Raw genomic sequence first — 20,707 nt, 5'->3', positions numbered from 1 at the left:
GGGCGTCCCCCAGGTCGTCGGGGAGGAAACGCTCTTTAGAACGCAAGATCGATAGAGGCGCCGACCACGCGCTGGGCCTCGTAGGGAATGAACTGGCTATAGGCGCCCGGGGCCGTGCCGAACGGGGTGGAGAAATAGACCAGGCTGTAGCGCTCGTCGGTCAGGTTCTTGGCGAACACCGAGACCTTCCAGTGGTGGTCGGCTGAGGCCAGCCCCACTGCGGCGTTCACCAGCGTGTAGCCGCCCTGGATGGTGTTCGGGTCATTGGGGAAGGCGATGGCGGCCTTGGTGCGGAAGTTGAGCCCCAGGTCGAATGAGCCGGTCAGATCGTCGGTTACCTGCGTCTCGAAGTGAGAGCCCACATTGCCGCTCCACTTGGGCGAGAACGGCAGGCGCGCGTCGGTCAGGTCCTGCTGGGCGCCGACGCAGCCCTGGGCCGCGGTCTGGCCGGGGAAGCAGGGCGCGTTGGCGAAATCGCCCCAGCGGGCGTCCACATGGGCGCCCGAGCCGATCAGGGTCCAGTTCAGCCCCGCCACCGGCCGCCACATGAGGTCGAACTCGAAGCCCTTGGTCTTGCCCTCGCCGTTGAACACCCGGGTGATCGGCGGCGGACCGGGGTCGCGGGCCCCGGCCTGGTAGCCGTCGATCTTGGTGTGGAAGGCCGTCAGGTTGAGGATCAGCCGCTGTTCAGGCCAGGTCGTGCGCAGGCCCAGCTCGAAGTTCGTCGGCTCCTCGGGCTGGACGTCCGGCAGGGTGGGGATGCCGATATTGGTGTCGTAGCCGCCGCCCTTGTAGCCGCGGGTGACGGTGGCGAAGCCCATGATGTCGCCCGTGAAGTCATACTGCGCGCCCAGCCGCCACAGCAGGGCGTCGTCGGTCTTCGACGCGCTGGCGGTGGAGGTCAGGCCGAGCACGGGATCGCGCCGGTCCTTACGGGCCTTGGCCTCCTCGCGGATGGCCCGGGCGCCGACGATGAGGCGCAGGTCGTCGCTCAGATTGAAATTGGCCTGGCCGAAGATCGCCAAATTGGTGGTGGAGGCACGGTTGGTCACCAACTTGCTGAAGAAGGGCAGCGGCACGCTGGGGAACACCTGGACCGAGTGGGAGGTCACATCCCCGTCGAAATAGAAGGCCCCGGCCACATAGTCGACGAAGCCGCCCTGGGGCGAGGTGATCCGCAGTTCCTGGGTCACCTGAGCCTGCTTGAAGTCGGCGAAGTTGGCGTCCAGCAGGTTGAGCGGGCTGGAGTCTGAATCCAGGCCGTCATGGTCGATGAACCGGCGATAGGCGGTGATCGAGGTCAGGGTGTGGCCGGCGGCCAGCTCGTAATTGGCCTGGACCGAGGCGCCGTAGCTCTCGGTCTTGGAGAACAGGCGGCCGTTGATGTTCTGGCTGAGGTTGTCCGGGCCGGGGACGATGCCGGCGGCGATGGACTGCCGCTCGGGCGCCAGCGAGGGGTTGGGGCCGACCTTGTAGAGCGTCCAGATGCAGCACTTGGCGTCGCGCTTCCAGTAGTCGGCGATGAAGGTGACATCCAGCTTCTCGACCGGGGTCAGCTCCAGCTTGGCCCGCACGCCGCCGTCCTCGCGGTCGTTGAGCTTGCGGCCGTCGAATACGTTGCGCACATAGCCGTCGCGCTGGTTGGCGCGGGCCGAGAGCAGGAACCGGGCCTTGTCGCCCAACGGTCCGCTGACCACGCCGGTGATCCGCCGCTCGTTCTGCGGATCGGCCCAGCTGGCGCTGAGCCGCGCGGTGAACTCCGCCGAAGGGCGCTCGGTGGTGACGCTGATCACCCCGGCCGACGCGTTCTTGCCGAACAGCGTGCCCTGCGGGCCGCGCAGCACCTCGACCCGCTCGACGTCGGGCAGGTCGGACAGCGCCGAGCCCGATTGACCCAGCACCACCCCGTCCAGGACATAGGCCGTGCTGCCCTCGATGGACTCCGAGGAGAAGGAGCTGGTGCCGATTCCGCGCACGAAGAAGCCGAAATTGCGGGGCCCCGCGGCGCTGATCAGGGTCACGCCGGGCACCAGGTGCTGGATGTCGGTGGTCTCGTTCAGATTGAAGGCCTGCAGGGTCTCGGACGAGACCACCGCCACGGACAGCGGCACGTCCTGCAGCCGCTCTTCGCGCTTCTGGGCGGTGACCACCACCTCGTCGACCGTGTCGCCGGCGCTCTGCGCGAAGGCGGCGCCCGCGCTTGCCATCACAGCCACTGTCGCCAGCAGCCCAGCGCGCCACTCTCTTGATCGATGCATTGGAACCCTCCCCGCACGGTTTCGACCGCAAACTATTGTTGGTCACGTTTTCGATCTATTTTTGGCATTCTGTCAACTAACAGATTTTCTCCGCGCACGGGTCTCGTGGGCGTCGCGGGATGAGAACCGGCAAGTCAGCTCGGTCGTCCTTCTCCCCTTGCGGGAGAAGGAACCTGGCGCCAGCCCGGACTAAGTCCTGACGGCCTCGGTCAGCAGCGCGGCCAGCAGGCTGGCGGCCCAGGCCTGGCCGTCCGAGTCGGCGATCAGGTCCTGGCGGACCTCCAGCTCCAGATAGTCGAGGCCGCGTGGATGGGCGTGCAGCGGCACGGTGTTGTCGACCTCGTCCATCCGGTAGGGCTGGTTGTCGCCCGCCGCCGCGCCCAGCTCGCGCCGCAGCAGGGCCAGCATGCGGTCCGACAGGCGCGAGTCGCCCCGGTGCAGCACGCCCATCCGCCACGGGCGGGCCTGGCCCAGGAACACCGGCGTGAAGCTATGCAGCGACACCAGTAGGGTCGCGGCGGGCGCCCGACGGTCCAGTTCGGCGGCGATGGCGTCCTGATAGGGCAGGTAGACCTCGTCATGCCGGGTGGCGATCTCGGCCGCGCACAGGCCCGCATTGCCGGGGATCGCCACGTCGTCGCTAGTCTCCGGGATCGAGCCCGCCGCTCCGGGCCGGCGATTGCAGTCGATGACCAGGCGCGAATAGGCCTGCCGGATGAAGACGGCGTCCAGCGCCTCCGACAGCCGCGCGCCCAGCCCGGCCACTCCGATGTCCCAGGCAATGTGCCGGTCCATGGCCGCCGGGGTCAGGCCGAGGTCCCCGAGCCGCCTGGGGATCGCGCGGCCCGCATGATCGCCGAGCAACAGGAAGGGGGATCGGCCGCCTCGATTGGCCACGACCACCGGCGACAGATCGTCCTGGCCGAGCAATAGGTTCGACGGCGACGCTGAATCGGCCCAGCTCTTGCTCAATGCCGATCCTCTCGATCCGTCATGTGACCCGCTACCGGTACCGCAATCCCGTGGCGCTCGGCGAGCATCGCATGATGCTGCGGCCGCGCGAGAGTTACGATCAGCGCTTGCTGGCCTGCGAACTGACCATCACACCCACGCCGACCCGCCTGCGCTCGATGCACGACGTGTTCGGCAACTGCGTGGAGGTGGCGGGTTTCGGCGACCGCACTACCGAGCTGGTCATCGAAAGCAGGGCGCGCCTGGACCACACACCCCTGCCCGCCTTCGCCGACATCGACGGCGAGATCGAGGTCTATACAGGCGCCATGCCCTTCGCCTACAGCCCGGAGGATCTGCCGGACCTGCGGCTCTCCATGGAGCGGCAGCATCCCGATCCAGAGGGCCTAATCGACCGCTGGGCGCGGCGCTTCGTGCGCAAGGCGGGCCCCACCAGCCTGCAGCGGCTGCTCAGCGAGATGACCCAGGCCATCTATGCGGACTTCAAGTACAGCACGCGCCTGGAGAGCGGGATCCAGACGCCGCTTGAAACCCTGGCCCTGCGCAGTGGGTCGTGCCGGGATTATGCGGTCTTGATGATGGAGGCGGTGCGAAGCCTCGGTCTCGCGGCCCGCTTCGTATCCGGCTACATCTACAGCCCCTATTCGAACGCCGAGCACGCCCGGATCGGCGGGGGCCACACCCATGCCTGGGTGCGGGTCTACCTGCCGGCCTGCGGCTGGGTGGAGTTCGACCCCACCAACGGCATCGTTGGCAACGCCGACCTTGTCCGGGTGGCGGTCTCCCGCGACCCGCGCCAGGCGGTTCCGCTGTACGGAACCTGGGCAGGCCTGCCGTCGGACTATCTCGGCATGGAGGTCGAGGTGGACGTCCGCGCCGAAAGCGAGCTGGTGGTGCAACCTCCGTCCCAGCGAACCGTTGGGGCGGCCTGCTAACCCCACCGGGAGATATCGATGCGCATCCAGACGGGCTTCGAGATCACCTATGACTGCCCGGCGCCGGTCCCCATGATGCTGACCCTGAGCGTGCATCCCTCGCGGCGCGGCGACTTGGAGACCCCAGACTGGGTGCGGACCGATCCGCCTTTGGACGTGCGCCAATACCTCGACGGCTTCGGCAACATCTGCAGCCGGATCCTGGCCCCCGCGGGCCGGCTCACCCTGTCGGCGGATTTCGTTATCCGCGATTCGGGCTTGGTGGATGACTATGCTCCGGAGGCGCCGCAGATGCCGGTCCAGGACCTGCCGGACGACGTGCTGATCTTCCTGCTGGGCAGCCGCTATTGCGAGACCGACCGGCTCAGCGACATGGCCTGGAGGCTGTTCGAGAACACCCCGACCGGCTGGGCTCGGGTCCAGGCGATCGTCGACTATGTCCACAATCACATCCGGTTCGACTACCAGCACGCGCGGCCGACCAAGACCGCCTACGAGGCCCATGCGGAAGCCGTCGGCGTCTGCCGCGACTACGCCCACCTGGCCATCGCCTTCTGCCGCTGCATGAACATCCCGGCGCGTTACTGCACGGGCTATCTGGGCGACATCGGCGTGCCGACCATCGGCGTGATGGATTTCAGCGCCTGGTTCGAGGTCTATCTGGGCGGTCGCTGGTACACTTTCGACGCGCGCAACAACCGCCCGCGCATCGGTAGGGTCCTGATCGCCCGTGGTCGCGACGCCGTCGATGTGGCCATAGCCAACACCTTCGGCCAGGCGAACCTGGCCGGCTTCAAGGTGACCGCCTACGACCTGCCGGAAGCGGCTTAGGCTCGGCCGTTCATCGGAGGTTGGTATTCCTCGATCAGGTCCTCGCGCTCGGCCATGCGCACCGCGCTGCGGACGTTGAGGCGGGTGAGGACGTCGACCTCGGAGCCATAGGTGTCCTTGGCGCGGGCCAACTGGTCGCGCCAGACCGTGCGGGCCAGGCTGTCGGTCTCGCCCACATAGAGGATATCGACCCCCTGCGAGCCTGGCTTGGCGATGATGTAGTTCGCGCCCGCGGGCGGCAGGATGCGATCCTCTTCCAGCGATGTGTAACGATAACGGTTGCCGGACTTACCGACGATCTCGATTTGACGGGTCAAACCACGCTCCCGACCTGGACGGACACTCCGGGGTCGGACGGACCCGCCCCCGGCTCGTGATAACCGTGCGAGTGGGGCGAAATATAGACCAACCGCCGCGACAAACCATCACCAAGTCGCGAGGCGGGCAGCTAATCCACCGCGCGGAACAACCTGCGCCATAAGGCGTTCCGGGTCCGGGCGCAGCTCTGCTAGATTGACGCTGAGGGACGTCGACTCAACCCCGCTCCCCAGGTTCGAGGCTATACACCATCGTATGGAACGCCCCGCCGAGTTCAGACTTGTCGACGCCGCCGACGGTCCCAGGGCCGTCCTGACCGGCGACTGGACAGCGACCTCCATCGGCGAGGCGGCGCGCGACCTCTACGAAGCCATCGTCGAGAAGGCCGCCAAATCCCTGGACCTGACCGGGGTGGGCCGGCTGGACACGGCCGGCGCGTTCGCGGTGATTCGCGCGACCGACGGCCACATCAACCCTGACCACATTTCCGGCCGCCCGGAATCGCTGCGGCTGCTGCAGCTGGTCGGCGCCGCGGCCGCGGCCAAGCCGGCGACCCGGCCGCCGCCGCGCGGCTTCCACGAAATGACCATCCGCATCGGCAAGGGGGTGTTCAACCTCGGCCGGGAGATCTTCGAGACCCTGGTCTTCGTGGGCCACCTGCTGGTCGCCGTGGGGCGGACCTTCGTCTACCTGTTCACCAATCCGAAGCGGGTCCGTTGGGCGCCGATCGTCTCGCTGATGGAGCGGGCCGGCCTGGACGCCATTCCCATCGTCGCCACCACCGCGTTCTTCATCGGCGCCGTGGTGGGCCTGCTGGGGGCCAACATGCTGCGCCAGTTCGGGGCCGAGGTCTTCGCGGTGGAGCTGATCGGCATCGCGGTGCTCCGCGAGTTCAACATCATCATCACCGCCGTGCTGCTCGCCGGCCGATCGGCCTCCTCCTTCGCCGCCGAACTCGGCTCGATGAAGATGAACCAGGAGATCGACGCCATGCAGGTTCTCGGCGTCGATCCGTTCGAGGCCCTGGTCTTCCCCCGCTTCGCGGCCCTGTTGCTGACCATCCCGCTGCTGACCTTCGTGGCCACCCTGGCCGGCCTGTTCGGCGGCCTACTGGTCACCTGGACGGCGTTGGATCTGGGCCCCTCGTTCTTCCTGCAGCGGATCGTCGACAATGTCGGCGTGACCCAGTTCTGGATCGGGCTGTCCAAGGCCCCCGTCATGGCCGCGGTGATCGCCGGCATCGGCTGCCGCCAGGGTTTGGAGGTCGGGGGCGATGTGGAATCCCTGGGCCGGCGCGTAACCGCCGCGGTGGTCCACGCCATCTTCGCCATCATCCTGATCGATGCGATCTTCGCCCTGATCTACATGGAGCTGGACCTTTGAGCGCCGAACCGCATCCGGAGGACGTCCTGCCGACCACGGGTCCGGCCATCGAGGTCCATGGCCTGGTGTCGAAGTTCGGCGACCGGGTGATCCATGACGGCCTCGACCTCGTCGTCAAACGCGGCGACGTGGTTGGCGTGGTCGGGGGCTCGGGAACCGGTAAATCGGTGCTGCTGAACACCATCATCGGGCTGAAGGTCCCCGACGGCGGGACGGTCCGGGTGTTCGGGCAGGACATCCAGCGGGCCTCGCGCCGCAGGTGGTCGGCCATCGAGCGGCAATGGGGCGTGCTGTTCCAGCAAGGAGCCCTGTTCTCCAACCTCACCGTGCGCGAGAACGTCTCGGCGCCGATGTACGAACACACCGACATCCCCCGCCGAATCGTGGCCCAGCTCGCCGACCTGAAGATCGCCCTCGTGGGCCTGCCGCCCGAGGCTGGAAGCCTGAAGCCGTCGGAACTGTCGGGCGGCATGCGCAAGCGCGCCGGCCTCGCCCGCGCCCTGGCCTTGGACCCCGAGCTGCTGTTCCTTGACGAGCCGACCGCCGGCCTCGACCCGATCGGCGCGGCCTCGTTCGACGAGCTGATCAAGGACCTCTCCGACAGCCTGGACCTGACCGTCTTCATGATCACCCACGACCTGGACAGCCTCTACACGATCACCGACAGCGTCGCGGTCTTGGCCGACAAGAAGGTCGTGGCGCACGCGCCGGTGGAGACGCTGGAGACCTCCGACCATCCCTGGATCCGTGAATACTTCCTGGGCCCGCGCGGGCGCGCCGCGGTCAAGGCGCACAAAGCCGCAATGGTGAACTGATGGAAAAAGACGCCAACTACGCCCTGGTGGGCCTCTCGACCCTGATCCTGTTCCTCGGACTGGTGATCTTCAGCGTCTGGCTCGCGCGCCTGAGCTTCGCCCAGGACTACGACCTCTACGATATCGTCTTCCAGGGCCCCGTGCGCGGCTTGTCGCAGGGCGGCGAGGTGCACTTCAACGGCATCAAGGTGGGCGAGGTCACCAAGATCCAGCTCGATCCCGCCAATCCCAATCGGGTGATCGCCCGCGCCCGCGTCTCCTCCGACGTGCCCATCCGCGTCGACTCCTACGGGACGCTGGAGCCTCAGGGCATCACCGGGGTCAACTACATCCAGATCACCGCAGGCACGCCGTCGAAGAAGCTGCTCAAGGAGGTCTACCCGCCCAATGAGGTTCCCGAACTGCGCACTCAGCGCAGCGCCCTGGCCGACCTTCTGGAGGGCGGCGGCACCGTGCTGACCCGAACCGTCGAGGCTCTGGACCGGGTCAACCGGGTGCTTTCGGACCAGAATATCAGGGCCTTCAGCGGCGTAGTCGGCGACACCCAGTCCTTCACCGCCGAGATGCGCGAACGCAAGGCGGTGATCGCCGACGCCCAGAGCGCCCTGCGCAGCATCGACGCGGCGGCCCAGCAGATCGCCACCCTGTCGCAGTCGAGCCAGCAACTGGTCGACGGCGACGGCAAGCGCACCATGAAGAACGTCGCCGACGCCGCCGAGGAGGCCCGTGCCGCGACCAAGGACCTGCGCGTCATGGTCGGCAAGCTGGAGGGCCCCACCAGCGACTTCGCCACCAACGGACTGCCGCAGCTCACGGCCTCGGTCGCAGCCCTGCAGCAAACGGCCGAGTCCCTCGACCGGCTGATCCGCGACATCGAAACCAACCCCCGCGGCCTGGTCGGCAAGCCGGCGGCCCAGGAAGTGGAGATCAAGCCATGAGCGCCCTCACCCGCTCTCTCGGGGCGCTGGGCGCCGCGGCGCTCGCCCTTTCGCTCGGTGGCTGCGTCTCGCTGTTCCCGAAGAGCGACCCCGCCCAGCTCTACAGGTTCGACGCCGCCGCGCCGACGGCGGAGCAGAGCGCAGGCCGCCCGGGCGGCCAGTTCGGCGTCGTGCGCGGCGGCGGAAGCTTCACCCGCGCGGCCTCGAGCGACCGAATCCTGACCGTCGACGGCGGCGAGGTGGCCTATGTGGCCAATTCGCGCTGGGTGGCCCCGGCCGTGACCCTGTTCGACGAGGCCCTGGCCCAGGCCTTCGACACAAACAGCGGCGCCGCGCGGCTGATCTCTCGCGGCCAGACCGCCAAGGCCGACTATTCCCTGCGCGTCGACGTCACCCGCTTCGAGGCGGTCTATGACCGCGGTCCCAAGGCCGCGCCGCTGGTGGTGGTGAGCCTCCGGGTCGCCTTGACCCGACCCGACCGCACCCCGGCCGGGTCCGATCTCATCGAAGCCCAGGTGCGGGCCGGCGACAACCGGGTCTCGGCCATCGTGGCGGCCTTCGATCAAGCCGTGGGCGAAGCGCTGAACGGCCTGGTCGCCTGGACCAACCGCACCGGGGCGGCCCCCGCCTAGGTATCGAGGCCGGCGATACGCTTGGCGGCGGTGAGGGTGTTCCTCAGCAGGCAGGCCACGGTCATCAGGCCGACGCCACCGGGCACCGGCGTGATGTGGCCGGCCACGGCCAAGGCTTCCTTGTAGGCCACGTCGCCAACGATCTTGGTCTTGCCGGCGGCGGCCTTGACCGGGTCACGGAACGGCACCCGGTTGATGCCCACATCGATCACCGCCGCGCCCGGCTTGATCCAGTCGGCCTTGATCATTTGTGGTCGGCCCACGGCGGCCACCAGGATGTCGGCCTCGCGGCAGACGGCGGCCAGGTCACGGGTACGCGAATGGGCGATGGTCACGGTGCAGTCGGCGGCCAGAAGCAACTGGGCGATGGGCTTGCCCACCAGCACCGAACGGCCGACCACCACCGCGCGCTTGCCGGTCAGGTCGCCCAGGACGTCGGAGAGCATGATCATGCAGCCCAGCGGCGTGCAGGGGACCAGCGCCTTCTGGCCCTGGGCCAGCAGGCCGATGTTCATCGGATGCAGGCCGTCGACGTCCTTGGCGGGATCGATGGCGGTGATCACCGCCTTCTCGTCGAGGCCCTTCGGCAGGGGAAGCTGCACCAGTATGCCGTGAATGGCCGGATCGCGGTTCAGGGTCTCCACTAGGGCCAGCAGGTCATCCTGGCGTGTGTCGGCGGCCAACAGGTGGGTCACCGAATGCATGCCGACGGCCTTCGAGTGCTCGCCCTTGGAGCGCACATAGACCTGGCTGGCGGGATCCTCGCCGACCAGCACCACCGCCAGCCCCGGCGTCAGGCCGTGCTTCGCCTTCAGCTCGGCCACCTCGACGGCGACCTCCGCCCGGATGCGTTCAGCCGTGGCCTTGCCGTCGATGATCTGAGCCTGCGACATTCACCCTCGCGCGCGGTCGGAACTGGGCCGTGCACTAGCCGTTCAGGCCCGGCCACGCAATGACGAGGGGCGCCAAGGATGATGTCGAGATTGAGCAAGACCTTCACGCGGTTCGCTTCGGCGATCTCGCGCTGGACCGGACACCCGGTGGTGTTCATCGGCTGTTGCACCATCGTGGTCCTCTGGGCGTTCTCGGGGCCGGTCTTCGGCTTCTCCGACACCTGGCAATTGGTGATCAACACCGGGACCACCATCATCACCTTCCTGATGGTGTTCCTGATCCAGAACACCCAGAACCGCGACAACAACGCCATCCACGCCAAGCTGGACGAGCTGATCCGGGTCTCTGAGTGCGACAACTATTTCATCGGCATCGAGAACCTGCCGCAAGAGGAGCTCGAGCTGCTCCTGAAGGAACTTGACGCCCTCGCCCCGCAGCTCCGGAGTTCGACGGCGCCCCATAAGGTCCGCCATCCCAGCGCCAGGGTGTCCGGCCACCCTAAGATGTCCGCCTCGCTGTCGTCTAACGGCGCAGCCAAGCGCCCACAGCCCAGGCGTGCGCCTCGTGCCGCAAAGTCCTGATCGCTTCCGTCGGATCGATCCAGATCAGGGTGTGGTCGTCGTCGACCTTGAGACCCGGAGCCTCGGCCTCGATCAGCACGGCGAAGAACGTTCCCCGATTGTTGAACGCCTTGCCCTCCGTGTTGAGGAAGAACTGGTCGGCCTCGGCGAAGCTCTGCCCGGCCGCGATCCTCAGGCCCGCCTCTTCGCCGTACTCGCGGACCACGGCCTGCTCGGCAGTCTCGCCGGGATCGACCGCGCCGCCGGGTAGGTCACGCCACACCGCGCCGTCCGGCTTTTCGATCCGCACCAGGGCGATCTTGCCATCGCGCTCGGCGATCCCGAAGGCGGCCGGACGGTCGGCATAGACCCGGCCGCCGACTCGTTCGCCGAACTGCGGGACGGCCCGCATCAGTCCTTGCCGTAGAGGGCGTCGTAGGGATCGACCTTGCCGGCCAGCACCTCGTCCACCCGCACCACCGGCCAGCCGACCGTGACCTTGGCGCTGGCCCGCCAGGCCGCGACCACCATGTCGCGCAGTTCCGACGCCCCAGCCGCCAGGCGCTCGCTGGCGAAGGTCACGCCGCGTGGGTCGCCGGGCCGCAACCCACCGGCCTTCTCCATCTCGTAGAACGGGACGACGAGGCGGCTGGTGGCGACCAGGTAGTCTGTCGTCCGTTGCTCGACCGGGCACCTGCAGTCGACCGGCGCCGCCATCTTGGCGTCGATACTCAGCGGGTCGACATTGGCGAAGACGAACTCGCTCTCGAACGGGCCATGGACCTTGGCGGTCGTGTGGCCCTTGGGGTTCGGGTACTCGCCCCAGCCGTTGTAGTGCACCGAGACATGCAGCGGCTGAGCCCCGTCGCCGACGAAATGCGACAGGTGTCCGATGGTCGCCAGGATCTGGGTCTCGCGCCGCGCCAGGTCGCGGTTGAGCCAGGCCCGGCGCACCTTGTTCCGCTCCCGCCCAGCAGCGTAGCTCAACACCCGCCAGTAGCCGAAATCCTTGGCCAGCTGCTGATGCTGGTCGATGATCGAATAGGGCAGGTAGCCGGCCTTCCAGCTGTCGATCCCGGCCGCCTGCAGCGCCTTCTCATAGTCGGCGCGGGTCGCCGGCAACGGCAGGAAAGCTGGGCCGCCCAGCAGCTTGCCGTCGTCGTCCAGGTCCAGGAAATGGCCGGCGTCGCGGTTGTGATCGTGAATCCGCCCCGAGCCCTTGGAGCGGTCCTGTTCACGCGACAGTTCGCCCACGTCGCGGACCGACTGCGGCCTGCGCAGGAAGGCCGGAACCTCGCCTGGCAGGGCGCGCATGGCGGACTCGCCCACGATGCGGTGGCCCATATTGCCCCAGGCAAGGGCCTGGGCGGGCGCGAGGGCGAGGACAAGAGCGGCGGCGAGAGCTCGGATCATGCCTCTCCGTTTAGGCGATCTTGAGCGCGCCCTCCACCCGCTTCACCCAAGCTTGCACGTTCGGGTAGCGGTCCAGGTCGAAGCCGCCCTGGTCGGCGACCCGGGTGTAGGCCACCAGGGCGATGTCGGCGAGGCTCACCCGGCCCCCCACCAGGAAGCCGCCGTCCGCGAGGGCGTCCTCCAGGCGCTGCAGGGCGCCGTTCCCGCGCTCGACCAGCTTGGGTTCCAGCTCGGCGACGGGCTTGCCGAGATAGTGCGCCTGGAAGCGGGCCACGGCGACATAGGGCTCGTGGCTGTATTGCTCCCAGAACATCCATTCCAGCATCCGCGCTCGCTCATAGGGGTCGGCGGGGATCAGGTCCGAGCCCTCCGCCAGGTGCAGGATGATGGCGTTGGACTGGGCCAGCGGTCGGCCGTCGGCGAGAATCACCGCGGGCACCTGGCCGGCCGGATTGAGCGCCAGGAATTCCGCCGTGCGGGTCTCGGCCTGCAGAACGCTGGTCTCGATCCAGTTGTACGCGAGGCCCAGATGGTCCGCGGCCCATTTGACCTTCAGGCAGTTTCCGGAGATCGAGTCGCCATAGATGCGCATGACCAATTCCCTTGCTGGACAAGGAATCCAATAGCCAAGGGCGAGCCGTTCGCAAGCCAAGCTCTTCGGGGGTTCCTGTTAGCTGGCCTGCAAGCCGATTTGACTCGCAACCCTGAGTCCGGGTACCCAAGACCCTGCTGCACAGATCAACGACGAAGGAGCCGCCGTCATGCGACGTCGCCTCGCCGCCCTTGCCGCCCTTCCCCTTCTCTTCGGGGCCGCTTCCACCGCACAGGCTGAGCCATCCTCGGATCCCATTGGGGACCTGATCGTTTCGGCCCTGACCGGGACCCTGCCGGGCACGCCCCAGTTCCGCCTGAAGGCCACGCTCTACCACGCCGGCGCCAAGGGCGTGGGCGCCCTCGACTCGCTGGGCTGCAAGGTGGTCGCCATGCGCACCGTGGCCATCGATCGCAACCTGATCCCGCGCCGCACGAAGCTCTACATCAAGGAAACCGTCGGCCTGCCCATGCCCGACGGCTCCAAGCACGACGGCTACTGGTACGCCTCCGACACCGGCGGGGCGATCAAGGGCGAGAAGATCGACCTCTATACCGGCCGCGGCTCGTCCTCGATGCGGCCGCTCATGGCGCTGAACCTCGCCAAGCTGACCGTCGCCAAGGCCGGCGAGTTCAAGGGTTGTCCCCCGGCCTGAGGCCGGCGCCGACGCCCGATCCTGTTCCCAAGCCCGACCCAACGCCGCCGCCTCGCGCCGGCGCAAATCTTGATGGCTTGAGGACTCCCATGATCGTCTCGAGACCCAACTTCTTCCTGTTCACCGGCGGTCCCGGCGTGGGCAAGACCACGTTGATCGAGCACCTGCGCGCCCGCGGCGAGCGCTGCGTGGAGGAGACCCATCGCCGGGTGATCCGCGATGAGGTCGCGGCCGGCGGCTCGGCCCTGCCCTGGCTCGACGTCCAGGCCTATGGCGAGCGCACGGCGCGGGCGGACATCGCCATCTTCGACTCGATGATCGATGTGCAGGAGCGGGTGTTCTTCGACCGCGGCATTCCCGACACCGGCGGACCGCATTTCACTCCACCGCCCTGGCACCTCGAGGCGCTAAGGACACGGCGTTACAACAGGACGGTTTTCGTGCCGCCGCCCTGGCGCAAGATCTACGGCCAGGACACTGAAAGAAAACAGACTTTCGACGAATCCGCGCAGGTTCACAGCCTCATCCTCGCCAACTGCCGCGACCTGGCCTACGAGCCGGTGATCCTGCCCCTGGCCAGCGTCGAGGACCGGGCGGAGTTCGTACTGAAGGTCGTCGATCAGGTCTCGACGAAGGCGCGTTCCAGGACGTAGTCGCCCGGATTGGCCAGGGAGCCTTCCTGGTAGCCGCGGGCTTCCAGCAGCGCCTTGAGGTCGGCCAGGACCGATGGCCCGCCGCACAGCATCAGGCGGTCGACGGCCGGGTCCAGCGACGGCAGGCCCAGGTCCTCGAACAGCTTGCCCGACGCGATCAGGTCGGTGATCCGGCCCTGGGTCTTGAACGGCTCGCGGGTCACGGTCGGGTAGTAGGTAAGCTTGCCTCCGATCACCTCGCTGAGGATTTCGTCGTGCGCCAGTTCGTGCTCGAACAGCTCGCGATAGTTCAGGTCGGCGACGGCGCGCACAGTGTGGGTGACGATCACCTGTTCGAACCGGTCATAGACCTCGGGATCGCGCGCCAGGCTGAGCCACGGCGCCAGGCCCGTGCCGGTGCCCAGCATGTAGAGCCGCTTGCCGGGCTTCAGGCCGTCCAGCACCAGGGTGCCGGTGGGTTTGCGGCCGATCAGGATCTGGTCGCCCACCTTGATCTTCTGCAGGCGCGAGGTCAGCGGGCCGTCCTGGACCTTGATCGAATAGAATTCCAGCTCGTCGTGCCAGGCCGGCGAGGCCACCGAATAGGCGCGCACCAGCGGCTTGCCGTCGACCTCCAGCCCGACCATCAGGAACTGGCCGCTCTGGAAGCGCAGGCTCGGGTCGCGGGTCGTGCGGAACGAGAACAGTTCCGGCGTCCAGTGCTGGACCCAGGTGACGGTCTCGGTGAAGAAGGCGCCGGCTTTCTTGGTCGGCGCGGCCGGGGCGAGGATCTCGGTCATGATGCGACTTTAGCTGATCGGCGGTTCAAATGTCGCCGCCGACGTTGGTGACCGCGCCGGGGGCGCGAGCGACGTGGATGCCGCACTCGGTCTTGTCCTGGCCCGCCCAGCGGCCGGCGCGGACGTCCTCGCCCTCCTCCACCGGCTTGGTGCAGGGCCAGCAGCCGATCGACGGGAAGCCTTGCGCCACAAGCGGATGGGCCGGCAGGTCATGCTCGGCCATATAGGCGTCGAGCTCGGCCTTGCCCCAGTTGGCCAGCGGGTTGAACTTCACCTGGGTCTCGGCCGGCTCCACGACCGGCAGCGACAGACGGTCGCCCCCATGGAAACGCTTGCGGCCGGTGATCCAGGCGTCGAAATCGGCCAGGGCGCGATCCAGCGGGATCACCTTGCGGACGTTGCAGCAGGCGTCCGTGTCGGTCTGCCAGAGCTTGGCCTCGGGATCGGCGGTGGCCAGGTCCTGGTAGTGCGGGCGCAGGTCGCGCACCTCGGTGAGGCCGAGCTTGGCCGCCAGGATCTTTCGATAGTCGAGGGTCTGGCCGAACAGCATGCCGGTGTCGAGGAACAGCACCGGGGTGTCCGGTTTGATCTTCGAGATCATGTGCAGCAGCACCACCGACTCCGCCCCGAAGGACGAGACCAGGGCCAGTCTGTCGCCGAAGGCCTCGACCGCCGATTCCAGCACGGTGACCGGATGGGCGTGACGCAGTTCGGCGTCCAGGCGGGCGGCGAGCGAGGGACGCTCGATATTATCGAAAGCCATACGCATCACTCCCGTTCCGCGAAGGCCGGAAGCCGGCTATCGGCGGCGCGTTGATAGACATGACGTTGACGATGGGCGACGTGGGCCCATTGCTCGGGGGTCGAGCCGTCGGCGGGCTCGAAGGCGTCCATGCCGGTGCGGACCATGAAGCCCGCCTGCTCGCGCAGGACGTCGCCCACGGCGCGGATCTCGCCCTTGAAGCCGTAGCGCTCGCGCAGCAGCCGCGCGGCGGTATAGGCCCGACCGTCGCGGTACTTGGGGAAGGCCACCGCCACCACCGCGATCCGCGGCAGGTCGTAGGCCAGGGTCTCGACCTCCTCGGCCGGCTCGATGCGCACCCCCACCGAACGGCCTTCCGACAGCAGCCGGTCGCCCTCCGCCTGGAAGCGGGTCAGCGAGATGATCACGTCGCCGGGGGGCAGGCCCGCGTCGTCGCCGACGTGGGTGAACGGGTCCTCGGCCAGGACGAAGGTCCCGTCGGCCTGAAGCTTAATTCGCGTCGGCATAGACGGCCTCCTTGAACGGGGCGACGCCGGTGCGGCGCACGGTGTCGAGGAAGCGCTCCTCGTCCTGGCGCTCGCGCAGATAGACGTCGACCAGGACGTCGATGGCCTCGGCCACGCGGTTGGCCGGCAAGGCCGGACCCAGCATGGAGCCCACCGCCGCGTCCTCGGCGCCGGAGCCGCCCAGGGTGAGCTGGTAGAACTCCTCACCCTTCTTATCGACGCCCAGGATGCCGATATGGCCGATGTGGTGGTGGCCGCAGGCGTTGATGCAGCCGCTGATCTTGATCTTCAGCTCGCCGATCAGCTCGGCGCGGTCTTGGTTCTCGAACTTGCGCGCGATGTCCTGGGCGATGGGAATCGCCCGCGCATTGGCCAGGGCGCAGTAGTCCAGCCCCGGGCAGGCGATGATGTCGGAGATCAGGTTGACGTTCGGCGTGGCGAGGCCCGCGCGCCGCAGTTCGGCATGGACCACGGCCAGGTCGTCCAGCTTCACATGCGGCAGGACCAGATTCTGCTCGTGGGTCACCCGGATGTCGTCCTGGCCGTAACGTTCGGCCAAGTCCGCCACCAGATCCATCTGGTCGGAACTGGCGTCGCCGGGCGTGTCGCCGATACCCTTCAGCGAGATCTCGACGATGGAATAGCCGGGGCGCTTATGCGGGCGCAGGTTGTTGCGCGCCCAACGGGCGAAGATCGGGTCGGCCGCCTTGGCTTCCTCGAAGGCCTCCGAACGATTGACCAGGGTGTCAAAGCTGGTGGGGGCGAAGGCGCCGCGAATGCGGGCGATCTCGGTGTCGGGCAGGTCGCCGGCGGCGCCCACCTTTTCCCACTCGGCCTCGACCTGACGGGCGAACTCCTCGGCGCCCAGGGCCGCGACCAGGATCTTGATCCGGGCCTTGTAGCTGTTGTCGCGCCGGCCGTGGCGGTTATAGACCCGCAGCACCGCCTCCAGGTACGAGAACAGCCGGTTGGCGGGCAGGAACTCACGAATGGTCGGGCCGACATAGGGCGTGCGCCCCAGGCCGCCGCCGACGATCACCTCGAAGCCCAGGGTCCCGTCGCGGGCGCGGCGGACCATCAAGCCGATGTCGTGCACCTTAGCCGCCGTGCGGTCCTTGGCCGAGGCCGTGATGGCGATCTTGAACTTGCGCGGCAGGAACGAGAATTCCGGGTGCAGGCTGGACCACTGGCGGATCGCCTCAGACCAGACGCGCGGATCGTCGATCTCTTCCGCCGTGGCGCCGGCATAGGGGTCGGCGGTGACGTTGCGGATGCAGTTGCCGCTGGTCTGGATGGCGTGCATGTCCACAGCCGCCAGCTCGTCCAGGATCGCCGGGGTGTCGGCCAGCTTGATCCAATGGAACTGCAGGTTCTGGCGCGTGGTGAAGTGGCCGTAGCCCTTGTCGTACTTGCGGCCGATCTCGGCCAGGGCGCGGAGCTGGACCGGATTCAGCGAGCCGTAGGGGATCGCCACCCGCAGCATGTAGGCGTGGAGCTGCAGATAGAGGCCGTTCATCAGCCGGATCATCTTGAACTGGTCTTCGGTGATCTCGCCGGCCAGGCGGCGGGCCACCTGTTCGCGGAACTCGGCGGCGCGGTCGGCCAGGAATTCCTTATCGAGGGTGTCGTACTGGTACATTGGCTCCCTCCTCTCCTAGCGCTTGATCAGGTTGACGCGGCCGGTCGAGCGCGCCGCGCCCGAGGCGTGCTGCAGGGCCTCGATGGCCGCCCCGCCCTCGGCCTGTTTGCCGTGGCCGAGGTGGTTGGTGGGGCCGAGCGCCCGGATGCGTTCGCGGTAGCTGAGCGGCGCCCACAGGCCCTCGCTCTCCACCAGGTCGATCAGATAGGCGTCGACCACGGCGGTCGGCTGGTTCTTGGCGTGGGCCTCGGCGGCCTCGCCGGTCTCGGGGTCGGCGAACAGCTCGGCCTCGGCGAACCGCTCGACCCAGCGCCCGGACTTCCAGAACACCACCTCGCCGTCGTCCAGCCGGTTTGCGGTCAGGGCTTTCAAGACTTCACTCCCCGCTCGCGGCCGCGAGCCTCGACATGTGAGACAATTCCGGCGGTCCCCGCCTGGGCGAGCGCCATGGCCTCGCCGACGATCAGCAGGGCCGGTCCGGCCACCTGGGCGGCGGCGTCCGGCAGGGCGGCCAGGGTGGTGACCACGCGGCGCTCGTCGGCGCGGCTGGCGTTCTCGACGATCAGGGCCGGGGTGGAGCCCGCCCGGCCGGCGCCGATCAGGCGCGCGGAGATCCCCGCCGCGGTCGAGACGCCCATATAGATCACGACGGTCTGGTTGGCCTTGGCCAGGCTCGGCCAGTCCAAATCCGGAACCCGGCCGGTCGAGGCATGGCCGGTGACGAACGTCACAGCCTGGGCCGAGCCGCGATGGGTCAGGGGCGCGCCGGCGTCGGCGGCGGCGGCCAGGGCCGCGGTGACGCCGGGAACGACCTTGCACTCGACGCCCGCGGCCCGGCAGGCCTCGAGCTCCTCGCCGCCCCGTCCGAAGATGAACGGGTCGCCGCCCTTCAGCCGCACGACGGTCAGGCCGTCCTGGGCGAAGGCGACCAGCATCCTGTTGATTTCGTCCTGGGCGTAGGAATGGCGCGACTTGCGCTTGGCCACCGAAATCCGCCGCGCCCGCGAGGGCGCCAGGTCGAGAATTTCGTCGGAGACCAGGCCGTCGTGCACCACGACGTCGGCGGTCTGCAGGACCTTCAAGGCCTTGATCGTCAACAGGTCTGGATCGCCCGGACCCGCGCCCACCAGCCAAACGGTTCCGGCCGCGCGATCGCCCCGTCCGCCGAGGACGACGAGGCGCTTGGTCTCCTTCGCCTTGGGCTTGTTTTGGGACATAGGCTTTAGGTTCTCTAAAGGCTAAACTCTGAAATCGGAGCGGGACGGGCTGGCGCCCGCCCCGCCGGTTTGCCCGCCGACGAAAGGGCCGATACGACTGCGGACGGTTGCAAACTGGTCGCCGAGGCCCCAATTCGCAACCCAAGGACTTCTGCCGGGGCTGTCAGGAAAACTTGATGGAGAGAAACACCGAGCGCCGCCGTTTGCCGCCACTCAACGCCCTGCGGGCGTTTGAGGCCGCCGCGCGGCACCTGAATTTCTCACGCGCCGCCGACGAGCTTTCGGTGACGCCCGGCGCGGTCAGCCAGCAGATTCAGAACCTTGAGGAGTATGTCGGCGCGGCGCTGTTCAAGCGCACGCCCAAGGGCCTGTTGCTGACCGACGCGGCCCAGACCGCCCTGCCCGCCCTGCGCGAAGCCTTCGACCGCCTGGCCGAGGCCGCCTCCATGCTCACCGCCGCCGTTGACGGCCGGCGCCTGACCCTCACGGCCGCCCCCTCCTTCGCGGCCAAGTGGCTGGTGCCGCGCCTGGGACGGTTCGAGGAACTGCATCCTCAGGTCGACGTCTGGCTGTCGGCCGGCCTGGAACTGGTCGATCTGACCGCCGGCGAGGTGGACGTGGCCATCCGCTACGGCGCCGGGCGCTATCCGGGCTTGGAGGTCCGCCGGCTGATCGGCGAGACCGTGATCCCGGTCCTGAGCCCGGCCTTGGCCGAATCCCAGCCGCTGAACTCCCCAGCCGATCTCGCCAACCACATCCTGCTGCACGACGGCTCGCCGGAACCCGACGATTCCTGCCCCGACTGGACCATGTGGCTGGCGGCGCGGGGCCTGCGCAGCATCGACGGCGCACGCGGTCCCCGGTTCAACCAGTCGAGCCTGGTGATCGAGGCGGCGCTCAACGGCCGCGGCGTGGCGCTGGCCAAGCGCACCCTGGCCCAGGCCGACCTGGACGCCGGCCGGCTGATCACCCCGCTGGACATCACGACCACGGTGGATTTCGCCTATTACGTGGTCCATCCGAAGGCCAAGGGCCGCCTGCCGCAGGTCAAGGCCTTCATCAACTGGATCGCCGCAGAGGCCGAGGCGCACGAGGCGGCGCTGAGAAGCCTGGACAATGGCGCCGGGATTTAGTCCTAGAGCCCCATGACCCTGTTGACCGAAGATCGGCCCCTCCCCGCCGACTGCGAGACCATGGTCGACGTCCGCAAGGGCGTCGACGCCTTGGACCGCGCCCTCGTCCTGCTGCTGGCCGAGCGCCAGCGCTACATGGACGCCGCCGCCCGCATCAAGACCGACCGCGCCACGGTGCTGGACACCGCCCGCATCGAGGACGTGGTCGCCAAGGTGAAGGCGAACGCCCGCGAGGCCGGCCTCTCGGAAGGCATAGCCGAACCAGTGTGGCGGTTACTGATCGACCGCTGCATCGCCTATGAGTTCGGCGTCTGGGATCAGTTGCGCGGCGCGCGCAGCGACTGAATCGCCCGCTCGTGGGCGTAGGCGGCGATATCGGCCAGGGCTAGGTCCAGGGCGTCGCGCACGGCGTCCAGGCCCGTTGGTCCCGACTCTTCGGCCGCGGCGCATACGTCGCCCAGATCGAAGGCTCCCACGCCCCGCGCCGCCCCCTTGATGGTGTGGACCGCATCGCGCCAGCCTTCGGAGGCCGGATCCAGCATTCCCGACCACATGTCGGCCTGTTCGCGGAACAGGGCCAGGACCTCGTCGATCATCGCCTCGTCGCCGCGTGCAAAGTCTTCCAGGTAACGGAAATTCACCGCTCCGGTGAGGTCTCGCCTGGCCATGAAATTTCCCTTGTCCCCACGCCTTGCTTTCGGCCGCGCTTCAAGTATGTTCCGCGCCCTCGCCGCCGGGGCTCGACAGGTCCCGAACGACGAATGGGTGCATAGCTCAGTTGGTAGAGCAGCTGACTCTTAATCAGCGGGTCGTAGGTTCGA

Annotated in this window: 25 protein-coding genes; 11 read left to right on the top strand and 14 right to left on the bottom strand. The window is 68.0% G+C overall.

The window, feature by feature from the left end:
* Positions 1-35 precede the first annotated feature (35 nt).
* Together Q8Q88_RS01610 and Q8Q88_RS01605 are read right to left on the bottom strand one after the other, a co-directional pair.
* Positions 36-2,258 (bottom strand): TonB-dependent receptor, encoded by a 2,223-nt coding sequence (locus Q8Q88_RS01610; protein WP_305673451.1) that lies wholly within the window; start codon positions 2,256-2,258, stop codon positions 36-38.
* A gap of 189 nt (positions 2,259-2,447) precedes the next feature.
* Entirely contained in the window at positions 2,448-3,230 is a 783-nt protein-coding gene (locus tag Q8Q88_RS01605; RefSeq protein ID WP_305673450.1) for an N-formylglutamate amidohydrolase, read from the bottom strand.
* On the opposite strand from Q8Q88_RS01605, the gene Q8Q88_RS01600 reads away from it, so the two are divergent.
* A complete protein-coding gene (locus Q8Q88_RS01600; RefSeq protein WP_305673449.1) occupies positions 3,230-4,165 on the top strand; it encodes a transglutaminase family protein in 936 nt (311 codons plus the stop codon). The two genes, Q8Q88_RS01605 and Q8Q88_RS01600, sit on opposite strands and share 1 nt — an antisense overlap.
* 18 nt (positions 4,166-4,183) lie before the next feature.
* Complete coding sequence (locus tag Q8Q88_RS01595) at positions 4,184-4,996, top strand: transglutaminase family protein (RefSeq protein WP_305673448.1); 813 nt, start codon at positions 4,184-4,186, stop codon at positions 4,994-4,996.
* Here Q8Q88_RS01595 and Q8Q88_RS01590 read toward each other — a convergent pair.
* Complete coding sequence (locus tag Q8Q88_RS01590) at positions 4,993-5,313, bottom strand: hypothetical protein (protein WP_305673447.1); 321 nt, start codon at positions 5,311-5,313, stop codon at positions 4,993-4,995. The genes Q8Q88_RS01595 and Q8Q88_RS01590 overlap by 4 nt on opposite strands.
* A gap of 256 nt (positions 5,314-5,569) precedes the next feature.
* Here Q8Q88_RS01590 and Q8Q88_RS01585 point away from each other — a divergent pair, with 256 nt between their 5' ends.
* The 4 genes from Q8Q88_RS01585 to Q8Q88_RS01570 are packed head-to-tail and all read left to right on the top strand — an operon-like array spanning position 5,570 to position 9,082.
* Positions 5,570-6,697 carry an ABC transporter permease gene (locus Q8Q88_RS01585; protein ID WP_305673446.1) on the top strand — a complete coding sequence of 376 codons (1,128 nt, stop codon included), beginning with the start codon at positions 5,570-5,572 and terminating at the stop codon, positions 6,695-6,697.
* On the top strand, positions 6,694-7,512 hold the full coding sequence (locus tag Q8Q88_RS01580; RefSeq protein ID WP_305673445.1) for an ABC transporter ATP-binding protein: 819 nt from the start codon (positions 6,694-6,696) through the stop codon (positions 7,510-7,512). Before Q8Q88_RS01585 ends, Q8Q88_RS01580 begins: the two co-directional genes overlap by 4 nt.
* Positions 7,512-8,450, top strand: a complete 939-nt coding sequence (locus Q8Q88_RS01575; protein WP_305673444.1) for an MlaD family protein — start codon at positions 7,512-7,514, stop codon at positions 8,448-8,450. The genes Q8Q88_RS01580 and Q8Q88_RS01575 overlap by 1 nt, the downstream gene beginning before the upstream one ends.
* Positions 8,447-9,082, top strand: coding sequence for an ABC-type transport auxiliary lipoprotein family protein (locus Q8Q88_RS01570; RefSeq protein WP_305673443.1), 636 nt, complete (start codon positions 8,447-8,449; stop codon positions 9,080-9,082). The genes Q8Q88_RS01575 and Q8Q88_RS01570 overlap by 4 nt, the downstream gene beginning before the upstream one ends.
* Here Q8Q88_RS01570 and folD read toward each other — a convergent pair.
* Positions 9,079-9,975 (bottom strand): bifunctional methylenetetrahydrofolate dehydrogenase/methenyltetrahydrofolate cyclohydrolase FolD, encoded by an 897-nt coding sequence (gene folD, locus Q8Q88_RS01565; RefSeq protein ID WP_305673442.1) that lies wholly within the window; start codon positions 9,973-9,975, stop codon positions 9,079-9,081. The genes Q8Q88_RS01570 and folD overlap by 4 nt on opposite strands.
* A 90-nt stretch (positions 9,976-10,065) precedes the next feature.
* On the opposite strand from folD, the gene Q8Q88_RS01560 reads away from it, so the two are divergent.
* Positions 10,066-10,557 (top strand): low affinity iron permease family protein, encoded by a 492-nt coding sequence (locus Q8Q88_RS01560; RefSeq protein ID WP_305673441.1) that lies wholly within the window; start codon positions 10,066-10,068, stop codon positions 10,555-10,557.
* Here Q8Q88_RS01560 and Q8Q88_RS01555 read toward each other — a convergent pair.
* Genes Q8Q88_RS01555 through Q8Q88_RS01545 form a run of 3 tightly spaced genes read right to left on the bottom strand, consistent with a single transcriptional unit; the run spans position 10,499 to position 12,541 of the window.
* The gene (locus Q8Q88_RS01555; protein ID WP_305673440.1) at positions 10,499-10,948 is read right to left on the bottom strand and encodes an NUDIX domain-containing protein; all 450 of its coding nucleotides are present in this window, start codon (positions 10,946-10,948) and stop codon (positions 10,499-10,501) included. The two genes, Q8Q88_RS01560 and Q8Q88_RS01555, sit on opposite strands and share 59 nt — an antisense overlap.
* Positions 10,948-11,949: a S1/P1 Nuclease gene (locus tag Q8Q88_RS01550; protein WP_305673439.1), complete on the bottom strand. Its 1,002-nt coding sequence runs from the start codon at positions 11,947-11,949 to the stop codon at positions 10,948-10,950. The genes Q8Q88_RS01555 and Q8Q88_RS01550 overlap by 1 nt, the downstream gene beginning before the upstream one ends.
* A gap of 10 nt (positions 11,950-11,959) precedes the next feature.
* Positions 11,960-12,541 (bottom strand): glutathione S-transferase family protein, encoded by a 582-nt coding sequence (locus Q8Q88_RS01545; RefSeq protein ID WP_305673438.1) that lies wholly within the window; start codon positions 12,539-12,541, stop codon positions 11,960-11,962.
* Between the two features lie 169 nt (positions 12,542-12,710).
* On the opposite strand from Q8Q88_RS01545, the gene Q8Q88_RS01540 reads away from it, so the two are divergent.
* Positions 12,711-13,196 carry a 3D domain-containing protein gene (locus Q8Q88_RS01540; protein WP_305673437.1) on the top strand — a complete coding sequence of 162 codons (486 nt, stop codon included), beginning with the start codon at positions 12,711-12,713 and terminating at the stop codon, positions 13,194-13,196.
* Between the two features lie 89 nt (positions 13,197-13,285).
* Positions 13,286-13,849 (top strand): AAA family ATPase, encoded by a 564-nt coding sequence (locus tag Q8Q88_RS01535; RefSeq protein WP_305673436.1) that lies wholly within the window; start codon positions 13,286-13,288, stop codon positions 13,847-13,849.
* On the opposite strand, the gene Q8Q88_RS01530 is transcribed toward Q8Q88_RS01535, so the two are convergent.
* From Q8Q88_RS01530 to cobA, 6 genes are read right to left on the bottom strand one after another with little or no spacing between them, the layout of a single operon-like run.
* The gene (locus Q8Q88_RS01530; RefSeq protein ID WP_305673435.1) at positions 13,816-14,628 is read right to left on the bottom strand and encodes a ferredoxin--NADP reductase; all 813 of its coding nucleotides are present in this window, start codon (positions 14,626-14,628) and stop codon (positions 13,816-13,818) included. The two genes, Q8Q88_RS01535 and Q8Q88_RS01530, sit on opposite strands and share 34 nt — an antisense overlap.
* A 25-nt stretch (positions 14,629-14,653) precedes the next feature.
* Positions 14,654-15,391: a phosphoadenylyl-sulfate reductase gene (locus tag Q8Q88_RS01525; RefSeq protein ID WP_305673434.1), complete on the bottom strand. Its 738-nt coding sequence runs from the start codon at positions 15,389-15,391 to the stop codon at positions 14,654-14,656.
* Between the two features lie 5 nt (positions 15,392-15,396).
* Positions 15,397-15,897 (bottom strand): DUF934 domain-containing protein, encoded by a 501-nt coding sequence (locus Q8Q88_RS01520; RefSeq protein WP_305673433.1) that lies wholly within the window; start codon positions 15,895-15,897, stop codon positions 15,397-15,399.
* Complete coding sequence (locus Q8Q88_RS01515; protein WP_305673432.1) at positions 15,881-17,536, bottom strand: nitrite/sulfite reductase; 1,656 nt, start codon at positions 17,534-17,536, stop codon at positions 15,881-15,883. Before Q8Q88_RS01515 ends, Q8Q88_RS01520 begins: the two co-directional genes overlap by 17 nt.
* Positions 17,537-17,551: 15 nt before the next feature.
* Positions 17,552-17,908: a DUF2849 domain-containing protein gene (locus tag Q8Q88_RS01510; protein WP_305673431.1), complete on the bottom strand. Its 357-nt coding sequence runs from the start codon at positions 17,906-17,908 to the stop codon at positions 17,552-17,554.
* Positions 17,905-18,753, bottom strand: coding sequence for a uroporphyrinogen-III C-methyltransferase (gene cobA, locus Q8Q88_RS01505; RefSeq protein ID WP_371129796.1), 849 nt, complete (start codon positions 18,751-18,753; stop codon positions 17,905-17,907). The genes Q8Q88_RS01510 and cobA overlap by 4 nt, the downstream gene beginning before the upstream one ends.
* Before the next feature lie 176 nt (positions 18,754-18,929).
* On the opposite strand from cobA, the gene gcvA reads away from it, so the two are divergent.
* Together gcvA and Q8Q88_RS01495 are read left to right on the top strand one after the other, a co-directional pair.
* Complete coding sequence (gcvA, locus tag Q8Q88_RS01500) at positions 18,930-19,886, top strand: transcriptional regulator GcvA (protein ID WP_305673430.1); 957 nt, start codon at positions 18,930-18,932, stop codon at positions 19,884-19,886.
* A 12-nt stretch (positions 19,887-19,898) separates the two neighbouring features.
* Positions 19,899-20,231: a chorismate mutase gene (locus Q8Q88_RS01495; RefSeq protein ID WP_305673429.1), complete on the top strand. Its 333-nt coding sequence runs from the start codon at positions 19,899-19,901 to the stop codon at positions 20,229-20,231.
* Here Q8Q88_RS01495 and Q8Q88_RS01490 read toward each other — a convergent pair.
* Complete coding sequence (locus tag Q8Q88_RS01490; protein ID WP_305673428.1) at positions 20,204-20,554, bottom strand: Hpt domain-containing protein; 351 nt, start codon at positions 20,552-20,554, stop codon at positions 20,204-20,206. The two genes, Q8Q88_RS01495 and Q8Q88_RS01490, sit on opposite strands and share 28 nt — an antisense overlap.
* Positions 20,555-20,707: the final 153 nt, after the last annotated feature.

This window comes from Phenylobacterium sp. (assembly GCF_030697925.1).
Lineage (GTDB): Bacteria > Pseudomonadota > Alphaproteobacteria > Caulobacterales > Caulobacteraceae > Phenylobacterium.
The sequence above is the reverse complement of the archived record's forward strand: the minus strand, read 5'-3'. Positions and strand labels throughout refer to the sequence as shown.